Here is a 10,765-nt window from a genome sequence, read left to right as displayed (position 1 = left end):
CCTTCGACTCTCCTTTGGCTACGGTGCTTGGAGCCTATGGCATCTCTCGGCATCTGCTCGGTCAAGAGGTCCGGCCTCGATCGTCGGGGTTGGCTCGATCTGTTGTCTCCGGTGGTCGAGCTTGTCTTGACCTGTCGAGGTTCCGGTGGTCGGGCTTGTCGAGACGTCGCTAGGTTCCGGTGGTCGGGCTTGTCGAGACGTCGCTAGGTTCCGGTGGTCGAGCTTGTCGAGACCTCCCCGGGTTCCGGTGACCCCGTACTCGGTGGTCGAGCTTGTCGAGACCCCCACGCCCCGGTGGTCGAGCTTGTCGAGACCTCCCTGCCGGAACGCTCGCTTCGACGGGTTGGTGTGGGCCGCCGACCCTTTCTGGAGGGTGTTCTCGATAGACCCCGGAGTCAAGGACGGGCCTCCGGCCCGCCGGCTACGCCGGCCGCTGCGCGGTCCTGGACACCGGGTCCCATCGAGAAAAGACCTGGCTGATTATCGGGGCGGCGGCCCGGGTGTGGCGCGGAGTTTCGTTGCTTGTTTCTGCTGGGGTTGACGGGGCGGAAGGTGTGGCCCTACGGGCCACTTACCATCCACAAGAACGATCTTGTTCGCTGACCGCGAAAACCTCGGTTGACCTGCGCAAATAGATAGCGCCAGGGTCCATGCGGAGGTAGAATCAGAGGCACTACGAGACACCTTGAAAGGAGGGCAGCAGGCATGCTGGAACACGGCACCAACTACTGGGGCACCAGCCCCGGCGACCCGATTGGCACCGAGCTTGCTGCCATCGACTCCTCCTTCGAGAAGGTACTCGCTGCCGATCCGCTGTACTGGAGTGCTGCGCAGAAGAAGATGGTCTTGGCCTGGTTGGAGAGGTACGACGCCCGACAGGCCGCATTGAGACTCCGAGTGCTCGCCGTCGCTGGTGATCTCGCGGAAGAGAGTGGCGCCAAGGACGCCTCCACGTGGATGCGTGCCGAGCTGCGGGTCGACAAAGGGGCCGCTCGGGCACAGATCAAACTCGCGGCCCAGGTCGCGAAACACGACCTTGTTGCTGCTGGGCTTGCTGCAGGTGAGATCTCCCAGGACAAGGCCCGGGTGGTCACCAAGACCCTCGCCGACATCGAAGCCAACCCGATCGCCACCACCGAGGACCTGATCCTGGCCGAGAAGCTGCTGGTCGACTACGCCACCCGGCTCACCGCGAAAGAGCTCCAGGTCGTGGGTCGGAGGATCCTGGCCGAGATCGACCCCGCCCGGTTCGAGGACGCCGAAGCGAAGGCGCTGCTCGCCGAGGAGGAACGGGCCCTGCAGAAGACCGCACTCCGGGTCTGGAACAACGGCGACGGAACCATCGGGTTCGACGGCGTCCTCCCGGTCTCCATCGGTGCCCGGTTCAAGACCCAGGTCGAGGCCTGGGCCCAACCCCGCAAGCAGAGGTTGGTTGCCAAGGGGGCTCCGTTGCCGCCGTGGGAACGGCTCATGGGCCAAGGGTTCGCGCGGTTGTTGGAGACCATCGACCCCGACGCCCTACCCCACCACGGCGGGGACGCGACCGTGGTCAACGTGGTGATCTCCCTCGAGGAGCTCCGCAAAGAGCTCGGGACCGCGATGTTGGGGTTCGACGAGGTCAACGGGCACACGATCTCGGCCGCTGAGGCCCGGAAGATGGCGTGCAACGCCACCATCATCCCCTGGGTCCTCGGCAGCGACGGTCAGGTTCTTGATGCCGGACGCTCCAGCAGATTCTTCCAACCGATCCAACGCAAGGCACTCCGGCTCCAGCAGAAATGCTGCCAAGCCGAAGGCTGTGACATGCCACCAGAGTGGTGCGACGCCCACCACCTGACGGCGTGGGCACTCGGCGGAAAGACAGACCTCAAAGACGGCGTCTTGCTCTGCCCCCACCATCACCGACTGGCCCATGCCCCGGGTTACACCCACGAGCGGCTACCCGACGGCACGATCAGGTTCACCCGCCGCCCTTAGGCCGGCCTCGTCGAGATCAACCCCGCCGACTCCGGCCTATCGACGGCCGGTGCCTCTGCCGCCACGCGTGGACAGTGTGTCCTCGGGGCAGCACGGGGCGCCCCGGCCGGATACCGGCACTGCGCTCGTCTAGAACCGCATGCGGCATGCTGCGTGCCCGCGTGCCCGGTGACGGGGCACGATGGTCGCCTGGTTCTCGGTCAGGAGCGGGCCGAGCGCGCATGCTTGGTGCCCGGAGCCTGGTGCCGTTCACCTGGTGCCGTTCAGCGGTGGACGGTGGGAGGCTTCAGGGCCGGCGTGTCACCAGCGCCCAGCCTGCCCCACTGGGCGGACATCTCCCCACGCCGGCAGAACGCCCCCGTGCTCCGGAGGACGGCGAGATCCGTCGGCGTGGCGACTTTCCGGTGTGTGGGGCGAACTTGGTACCTGGCCGTACCTGGCCGTCTTGGTACCTGGCCGTCTTGGTACCTGGCCGTCTTGGTACCTGGCCGTCTTGGTACCTGGCCACCTCGCACCCGGCCGCCCACATCCCTCGGATGGAGGGTCCCGAAGACTGGCCACCGTCGCCAGGTCACCTCGCCGCCTTCAAGGCGGGGGCGACCGGGACGCCCTGGCTGCCTGATGCTCCCGGGGAGGTCTCGATGGACGGCGCGATCCTCGTGGTCGTCGCCTCTGACAGAGTTCAACCACCGGAGCGGGGAATCTTGTGAACGCTTCACAAGCTGTCCTCGGCTTGTGCAGGCGCCCACGACACCCTCCTGCAGGACACACCGACCACCACCCCAAGTCCGTGCCCAAGCAAAGAACGCTGCGCCAGACCCTGCCTGGACACAGGGGACCGGCAGAGCGCCCTCCAGGAGAGGGCCGGCGGCCAACAGCCACTTCGGGCAGGCCTAGAGACCCAGCTTGTCCATCCAGCTGCCCAGGACCGGGGTCCACTCGAAGACCCGTCGCTCCGCGATCAGCCCGACGGCCCGGAACGGGTCGTCGTCGACCGTGGCCTCGACGGTGGCTAGGTCGCCGTCGAAGACCAGGAGGCCGGAGCCGTCGGAGGTGGGGCCGGAGAGGACCAGGTTGGGTTGGCTCGCCAGGAACTCCCGGTGGGCGCCCAGGTGCTTGGCGCGCAGCTCGGGGACGTCGTCGTAGGTGTAGAGGACCGCGATGAGCGCCATCAGAGGTCGGCTCCGTCGGCGAGACGTACGTAGCCGTGCTCAGCGGGGATCAGCGCGCCCGCCTGGGTGTCGAAGATGCCTGACCCCGCCTCGGAGTAGACCCGGTCGTGGATCGCGACGGTGCGCGCGGCGCCGACCTCGCGGGCGAAGTCGATCAGCTCGGCGGAGCGCGCCCATGGGGCGGAGACGGGCAGGCAGAGTACGTCCACGGGCCGGCCCGGTCCGTCGAGTGCGTCGCCCGGGTGGAAGACGGTCTGCTCGCCGGCGGTGATCAGGAAGCCCGAGTTGTCGAAGTGCGGCAGGTCGGCGTGGATCACCGCGTGCTTCTCGTTGACCGCGGTGACCGGAAGCCCGGCGTCGAACGACTCGCCCGGCTTCACCACCGTGGTCCGCTCGTGGACCGCGGGGGCGCCCTTCAGGATCTGCGCGGCGACCGCACCGATGGTGTAGACGGGGGCGTCGCTGCCCTCCAGGAGCGCGGGGTTGTAGTGGTCAGGATGCTCGTGGGTGATCAGCACCGCCGTCGCGCCGTCCAGCGCCTCGGGCTGGGTGAAGACGCCCGGGTCGACGACCACCACGGCGCCGTCGTGCTCGATCCGGACACAGGCATGGCCGAACTTCGTGAACCTCATGGCGCCGAATCTATCGCGCGGACCGAAGCTCAGGAGAGGGCGCGGCTCAGGAGAGGGCGCGGCTCAGGAGAGGGCGTCGCGGATGGGGACGAACTTGGCCTGGGTCTCGGCCAGCTCGGTCTCCGGATCCGAGCCCGCCACGATGCCGCAGCCGGCGAACAGGCGGGCGGTGCGATCGTCGATCATCTCGGCCGTACGCAGCGCGATGCCCCACTCGCCGTCACCGGAGGCGTCCATCCAGCCGACCGGCCCGGCGTAGCGGGCCCGCTCCATCGACTCGATCTCGGCGATGAGGGCGACGGCGTCCCCGCGCGGAGTGCCGCCGACGGCGGCCGAGGGGTGCAGCGCGGCGGCCAGATCGAGCGAGCTCACCCCGTCGCTGGCGACACCGGTGATGTCGGTGGCCAGGTGCATCACGTTCGGGAGCTTGAGCACGAAGGGTGCCTCGGGCACGTTCATCGAGGAGCAGTGCGGATCCAGGGCGTCGGCGACCGACCTGGCTGCGTACTCGTGCTCCTCGAGGTTCTTCGACGACTTCGAGAGCGACGCGGCGAGGGCGTGGTCCAGGTTCTCCTCGCCGGTGGGCCAGATCGTGCCGGCCAGCACGCGCGAGGTGACCAGGCCGCGCTCGCGGCGTACGAGGAGCTCCGGGGTCGCGCCGAAGAGGTCGTCGACGTGGAACGTCCAGCAGGTCGGGTACGCGGAAGCCAACCGCCGCAGCACGGCCCGGATGTCGATCGGGGCGCTGGCAGCGGCCAGCAGGTCGCGGGCGAGGACGACCTTGTCGAGATCTCCGTCCCGGAGCCGGGAGACGGCGTCGGCGACGATCCGCATCCAGTGCTCGCCGTCGACGTACGCATCGGCGAAGACGACGTCCTGAGGTGCCTCCGGCGGTGGGGTCGGCGTCAGCGCCGGCGGGGGCGCGGCGGCCGGTCCGACGGTGGTCACCCAGGCCACGTCGCCGCGTTTGCCGACGATGACCGAGGGCACCTTGAGCACCGAGAATCCCGGCAGGTCGGCGAAGGCGAACGACCCGAATCCGACCAAGCCGGTGCCGGGCTCGCCGACCGCGTCGGAGACGGTCGAGACGGCGGCCAGCTCCTCGAACCACTTGGCGGCATGTGCGAACCGCTCCGGCCCGGACGTACGGATCTCTGCCGCGGTGCCCCAGCCGACCAGGCCCTCGCCGTGGCGGACCCAGGAGAGGACTCGCCGGCGAGCGGGAAGGAGTGCGAGGAGGTCCTCCAGCGTCTCCGACCCGGCGTCGAGCGCCACGGTCGTGGCGACCAGGGACCTCTGCTCCGACTCACTCACGTGCACAGGATATCGGCGTGGTGTCGGCGATGACGACCCGATGTGATCAGGCCGGATGTGATCTCAGCCATCTCCGCCCCCGTTTCCCTTCCTCACCACCCGGGTTGTAGCGTGCCGAGGCGTGAGTACCAACAAAGAGCAGTCGTTCATCGCAGAGAACGGCATCACCCTCGGCATCATCGGCCTCGCCCTGCTTGTCGTCCTGGGCGTGGGCCTGCCGCGGTGGGTTGGCGACTCCGATTCACATTCCGGCGCGAAGATCACGCTGCCGGAGACGCTTTCCGGAGAGCTGAACCCCGCCGACAAGAAGTCGTCCTACGACCTCGCGGTGATCAAGAAGCAGGGCGCCTCCGAGGGCGACCTGGACACGTTCATCAAGCAGAACGCGGCCAGCTCGAAGACCGAGGACCGCAACGTGTCCGACGCCCTCGGCTTCTCGATGGCCTCGCGCACCTACATCACCAAGGACATGAAGAAGTCGGTCCTGATCCGCGCCTTCGCCGGTGACGGCAGTGCCTACTACGGCGGCGGCGAGGTCTCCAAGGTGCGCGACAACATCTGCTACTCCAGCTCCGACCAGCAGACCGGTCAGACCCAGGCGACCTGCTCGCACGCGTCCGAGGACGTCACCGTCCAGGCGACCGCCATGTCGAAGAAGGACGCGGCGAAGTACGCCGACGAGATCTTCGAGAAGCTGGCCTGAGTTAGCTCCCGGACACAGATCCGAGACAGAATCAGCCCGTGACCCGAGCAGATCTGGACAAGCAGCCTGGCGAGGTCCGTCGGATGTTCGACGCCGTGGCCAAGCGCTACGACGTCACCAACGACGTGCTCTCGCTGGGCCAGGACCGCCGCTGGCGGCGCGAGGTCATCAAGGCCGTCGACCCGAAACCGGGCGAGCTCGTCCTCGACCTCGCGGCCGGCACCGGCACCTCCTCCGAGCCCTTCCTGGACGCCGGCGCCGAGGTCGTCCCGACCGACTTCTCGATCGGGATGCTCCAGGTCGGCAAGGAGGCCAGGCCGCACCTGCCGTTCACCGCCGGCGACGGCACCAAGCTGCCCTACCGCGACGGCACCTTCGACGCGGTCACCATCTCGTTCGGGCTGCGCAACATCGTCGACCCGGCGGCGGGCCTTCGGGAGCTGCGCCGAGTCACCCGCCCCGGCGGCCGGATCGTGGTCTGCGAGTTCTCGCACCCGACCTGGAAGCCGTTCCGCACCGTCTACGTGGAATACCTGATGAGGGCTCTTCCGCCGGTCGCCCGGGCGGTATCCTCATCCCCTGACGCCTACGTCTACCTCGCCGAGTCCATCCGGGCATGGCCCGACCAGGCCGGACTCGCCGCCCTGCTCTCCTCAGCGGGTTGGCAGACCCCGACCTGGACGAACCTGTCCGGCGGAATCGTCGCACTTCATCACGCAATCGCCTGATCTCTGCGAAAGTTCGAATATGACCACCACGTTGCCATGGGACGGCATCCTGATGCCCCGCGAGGCCTACGGCCCCGCCGCGGTCAAGGCCAGGGACTCGCTCACCGACGCGGCCGCACAGGGCGATTGGCGCCGGGCGCTCTCGCAGGTGCGCAACGACTACACCGTCGGCGTCAACACCTGGAAGCTCGGCGGCGAGTCCATGTTCACGCCGCTCCACCACGCCGCCTACCTCGGTGCGCCGCGGGAGACCGTGCAGGAGCTGCTGGCCCTGGGTGGCGTGCGCTCCCTGCCCACCGCTCACGGCGAGACGCCCTACCAGCTCGCCAAGCGGAGGGGGAACGAGCACCTGCTCGACATGCTCGACCCCTACTTCCGCCCCGGCACGCCCCTCGGTGACAACCTCGAGGGCGTCAACCAGCACGTGAACACCACGCTCGCGGAGCTGACCGACGAGTTCCGTGACGACCACCAGCTGCGTACGTTCGACATCCGGCTCATCTCCGAGGAGGGCGGCCCCGACGAGGCCTGGTTCACCGCTCCGGGGATGTACGGCGGCATCCGCATCGGCATGTTCTGGGGCCGTGCCCACCTGGAGTACAACTCCCGACTGGGCGACTCCTACGCCGTAGTCGGGCCCGAGGGCGCGGCGTACGTGACCCGCTCGAAGCGCGCGCTGCCCGCCCGCTGACCGGCGCCGAGGAAGTCGCTTTCTCAAGCCGTACGCAGCATGCGAAGGTCGTCCCATGGACGACGCTGCCGACCTGATCACCGACCTGAACCCGCTCCCGGACGAGATCGGCGGGAGGCTGCGAGCGCAGCTGGCCTTCATCGCGGAGGCCGACAAGCTCAAGACGATCCTGCGTGCCTCGCCGCTGGCGGCGGCCGATCGGCGTGAGAACGACGCCGAGCACTCCTGGCACCTGGCGCTGATGGTGCTGCTGCTGGCCGAGTACGCCGACGAGCCGATCGACGTCGGGCACGCGATGAAGCTCGTGATCATCCACGACATGATCGAGATCTACGCCGGGGACAGCCCGGTCTTCGACCCGGCCGCGGTCCTCGACCAGCGTGAGCGCGAGGTCGCGGCGGCCGACCGGCTCTTCACGATGCTGCCGGAGGACCAGGCGAGCGAGATCCGCGCGCTGTGGGACGAGTTCGAGGCGGCCGAGACCGCCGAGGCGCGCTTCTGCAAGGGCATGGACCGCCTCGAGCCGATGCTGCTCAACTGGCTCAACCGCGGCGGCACGTGGCAGATGCCCGGCGCCACCGAGTCCAAGGTCCGCGCCCGCGAGGCCGGCGTGGTCGCGGCGAGCACGACCCTGGGCGAGGCGACCGACGCCATCGTCAGGAGCGGCGTCGCCAACGGCTGGATCCGCCCCGACCCCGAAGCCTGACGCGCCACAGTCCCGTCATGGCGTGAATGTGCGGGCGTTTGCCGTCGGATGGATCACGCATCTCCCCGCCTCCCGCGAAAGTGCCGAGGTTGCGATTCAGCAAGCCGCTTGCAATCCCCTACAGGAGTGGCAAGATGTGACCCGGCGCACATTGTGATTCGATTCACAAAGTCACGAAGTGGGCGCTCACTGCTGGAAGCCAGCAGCGCAACAAGCGTGTGTATGGAGGCGAGATGGAGCTGTACGTACCGGTCCTCGCCTTGGCGGGACTGGCGACGCTCTTCGCGGTCGGTTCGGTGGTCATGAGCTCGGTCGTAGGACCGAGCCGAGCCAACCAGGCCAAGGCCGACCCCTACGAGTGCGGGATCGAGGCCACGCCGCAGGCGCTGGGCGGCCGATTCCCGGTGAAGTACTACATCACCGCGATGCTCTTCATCATCTTCGACATCGAGATCATCTTCCTCTACCCGTGGGCCGTCAGGTTCGACTCGATGGGGTGGTTCGGTCTCGCGGAGATGGGCCTCTTCCTGCTGACCGTCTTTGTTGCGTACGCCTATGTGTGGCGTCGCGGTGGATTGGATTGGGACTAGATCATGGGTCTTGAAGAAAAGCTTCCCTCCGGCGTACTGCTGACCACGGTCGAGGGCATGGCGGGCTACTTCCGCAAGGCGAGCCTGTGGCCGGCGACGTTCGGGCTGGCCTGCTGCGCCATCGAGATGATGACGTCGGGCGGGCCGAAGTACGACCTGGCCAGATATGGCATGGAGGTCTTCCGGGCCTCCCCGCGACAGGCCGACCTGATGATCGTGGCGGGCCGGGTGAGCCAGAAGATGGCGCCGGTGCTGCGCCAGATCTATGACCAGATGCCCGAGCCGAAGTGGGTGCTCGCGATGGGTGTCTGCGCGAGCAGCGGCGGCATGTTCAACAACTACGCGATCGTCCAGGGCGTCGACCACATCGTCCCCGTGGACATGTATCTTCCCGGCTGCCCACCGCGTCCCGAGATGCTGATCGACGCGATCGTGAAGCTCCACGAGAAGATCCAGGGCGGCTCGCTCGGCGTCAACGCCGAGGCCGAGGAGGTCGCCGGCGAGACCGCCGCGCTGCGCCAGCTGCCGCTGATCGACCAGACGGGACTCCTGCGATGAGCGAGCAGAACACCGGCATGTTCGGCGTGCAGGACACCGGCGACACCAGCGGCTACGGCGGTCTCACCCGCCAGCACGCGATGCCGAGCCGCACCAGCGACGTCGGCGTACAGCCGTACGGCGGCTGGTTCAAGGAGGTCGCCGACGCGCTCGCCTTCGCGGACGCGGAAGCCGTCATCCACCGCGGTGAGCTGACCTTCCACGTACGCCGCGAGCGGCTGCTCGACGCGCTGAAGGTGCTTCGCGACGAGCTGCGCTTCGAGCTGTGCTCCGGGGTCTCCGGCGTGCACTACCCCTCCGACCAGGGCCTGACCGAGCACGGTGAGCACGGCGGCGACCTGCACGCGGTCTACCACCTGCTCTCGATGACCTACAACCGCCGGGTGCGGATCGAGACCTCGGCTCCCAGCGAGGACCCGCACGTGCCGAGCGGGGTGAGCGTCTACCCCACCCTCGACTGGCACGAGCGGGAGACCTACGACATGTTCGGGATCGTCTTCGACGGCCACCCGGGCCTGACCCGGATCCTGATGCCCGACGACTGGCCCGGGCATCCCCAGCGCAAGGACTACCCGCTCGGCGGCATCCCCGTGGAGTACAAGGGCGCGACGATCCCGCCGCCGGACCAGAGGAGGTCCTACTCATGACCCAGACCGCTGAGCCAACCGGGGACGAGCGCACGTTCACCGTCACCGGGCAGGACTGGGACGACCTGACCGACGCCCTCAAGGACGTCAAGGACGAGCGGATCATCGTCAACATGGGTCCGCAGCACCCCTCGACCCACGGGGTGCTCCGGCTGATCCTCGAGCTCGAGGGTGAGACGGTCACCGAGGCGCGTGCCGGGATCGGCTACCTGCACACGGGCATCGAGAAGAACATGGAGTTCCGCTCCTGGACCCAGGGGACAACCTTCGTCACCCGGATGGACTACCTCTCCCCGATCTTCAACGAGACGGCGTACGTCCTCGGGGTCGAGAAGCTGCTCGGCATCGGTGCCGAGGTGCCGGAGAAGGCCAACGTGCTCCGGGTCCTGCTCATGGAGCTCAACCGGATCTCCTCCCACCTGGTCGCGATCGCGACCGGCGGCATGGAGCTCGGGGCGCTGACCGTGATGACGATCGGGTTCCGCGAGCGCGAGCTGTGCCTGGACCTGTTCGAGTTCATCACCGGGCTCCGGATGAACCACGCCTACATCCGGCCCGGCGGGATCGCCCAGGACGTGCCGGAGGGCACCGTCGCGCGCGTGAACGAGTTCATCGAGCTGATGAAGAAGCGGCTGGAGGAGTACGCCGCGCTGTGCAACGCCAACCCGGTCTTCAAGGGTCGCCTGGAGCAGGTCGGCCACCTCGACCTGGAGGGCTGTCTCGCGCTCGGGCTCACCGGCCCGATCCTGCGGGCGACCGGCTACCCGTGGGACCTGCGCAAGACGCAGCCCTACTGCGGCTATGAGGAGTACGAGTTCGAGGTGATCACCTGGGACACCTCCGACTCCTACGGTCGCTTCCGGATCCGGCTCGCCGAGATGTGGGAGTCGCTGCGGCTGATGGAGCAGGCCACCAAGCGACTGGCCGACCTCGAGGGAGCGCCCGTCATGGTCGCCGACAAGAAGATCGCCTGGCCCTCGCAGCTCTCCGTCGGCGCCGACGGCCAGGGCAACTCGCTCGACCACATCCGCCACATCATGGGCGAGT

General features: G+C 68.1%; 12 protein-coding genes. 9 read left to right on the top strand and 3 right to left on the bottom strand.

The window, feature by feature from the left end:
* Nucleotides 1-705: 705 nt before the first annotated feature.
* Nucleotides 706-1,977 (top strand): HNH endonuclease signature motif containing protein, encoded by a 1,272-nt coding sequence (locus tag ACRDPS_RS07845; protein WP_431501069.1) that lies wholly within the window; start codon nt 706-708, stop codon nt 1,975-1,977.
* Nucleotides 1,978-2,870: 893 nt separating this feature from the next.
* Here the strand turns inward: ACRDPS_RS07845 and ACRDPS_RS07840 are convergent.
* The 3 genes from ACRDPS_RS07840 to ACRDPS_RS07830 all read right to left on the bottom strand — a co-directional run bounded on the left by ACRDPS_RS07840 (nt 2,871) and on the right by ACRDPS_RS07830 (nt 5,095).
* Nucleotides 2,871-3,149 (bottom strand): YciI family protein, encoded by a 279-nt coding sequence (locus ACRDPS_RS07840; RefSeq protein WP_431501068.1) that lies wholly within the window; start codon nt 3,147-3,149, stop codon nt 2,871-2,873.
* Nucleotides 3,149-3,781, bottom strand: a complete 633-nt coding sequence (locus ACRDPS_RS07835) for an MBL fold metallo-hydrolase (RefSeq protein WP_431501067.1) — start codon at nt 3,779-3,781, stop codon at nt 3,149-3,151. Before ACRDPS_RS07835 ends, ACRDPS_RS07840 begins: the two co-directional genes overlap by 1 nt.
* A gap of 63 nt (nt 3,782-3,844) precedes the next feature.
* The gene (locus tag ACRDPS_RS07830; protein WP_431501066.1) at nt 3,845-5,095 is read right to left on the bottom strand and encodes an isochorismate synthase; all 1,251 of its coding nucleotides are present in this window, start codon (nt 5,093-5,095) and stop codon (nt 3,845-3,847) included.
* Nucleotides 5,096-5,216: 121 nt separating this feature from the next.
* Here ACRDPS_RS07830 and ACRDPS_RS07825 point away from each other — a divergent pair, with 121 nt between their 5' ends.
* The 8 genes from ACRDPS_RS07825 to ACRDPS_RS07790 form a co-directional block, all read left to right on the top strand.
* Nucleotides 5,217-5,798, top strand: a complete 582-nt coding sequence (locus ACRDPS_RS07825) for a hypothetical protein (RefSeq protein WP_431501065.1) — start codon at nt 5,217-5,219, stop codon at nt 5,796-5,798.
* A 38-nt stretch (nt 5,799-5,836) separates the two neighbouring features.
* Entirely contained in the window at nt 5,837-6,526 is a 690-nt protein-coding gene (locus ACRDPS_RS07820; RefSeq protein WP_431501064.1) for a demethylmenaquinone methyltransferase, read from the top strand.
* A gap of 19 nt (nt 6,527-6,545) precedes the next feature.
* Nucleotides 6,546-7,217 carry a hypothetical protein gene (locus tag ACRDPS_RS07815; protein WP_431501063.1) on the top strand — a complete coding sequence of 224 codons (672 nt, stop codon included), beginning with the start codon at nt 6,546-6,548 and terminating at the stop codon, nt 7,215-7,217.
* A gap of 55 nt (nt 7,218-7,272) precedes the next feature.
* A complete protein-coding gene (locus tag ACRDPS_RS07810; protein WP_431501062.1) occupies nt 7,273-7,923 on the top strand; it encodes an HD domain-containing protein in 651 nt (216 codons plus the stop codon).
* Between the two features lie 233 nt (nt 7,924-8,156).
* On the top strand, nt 8,157-8,513 hold the full coding sequence (locus tag ACRDPS_RS07805) for an NADH-quinone oxidoreductase subunit A (protein WP_431501061.1): 357 nt from the start codon (nt 8,157-8,159) through the stop codon (nt 8,511-8,513).
* Nucleotides 8,514-8,516: 3 nt separating this feature from the next.
* Nucleotides 8,517-9,071, top strand: coding sequence for a NuoB/complex I 20 kDa subunit family protein (locus ACRDPS_RS07800; protein WP_431501060.1), 555 nt, complete (start codon nt 8,517-8,519; stop codon nt 9,069-9,071).
* Complete coding sequence (locus tag ACRDPS_RS07795; protein ID WP_431501059.1) at nt 9,068-9,718, top strand: NADH-quinone oxidoreductase subunit C; 651 nt, start codon at nt 9,068-9,070, stop codon at nt 9,716-9,718. Before ACRDPS_RS07800 ends, ACRDPS_RS07795 begins: the two co-directional genes overlap by 4 nt.
* A partial coding sequence (locus tag ACRDPS_RS07790; protein WP_431501058.1) for an NADH-quinone oxidoreductase subunit D occupies nt 9,715-10,765 on the top strand: 1,051 nt, incomplete at its 3' end. The genes ACRDPS_RS07795 and ACRDPS_RS07790, both read left to right, overlap by 4 nt.

It is taken from the genome of Nocardioides sp., from assembly GCF_050699375.1.
Classification (GTDB): Bacteria; Actinomycetota; Actinomycetes; order Propionibacteriales; family Nocardioidaceae; genus Nocardioides.
This window is presented reverse-complemented; position numbering and strand designations above follow the sequence as displayed.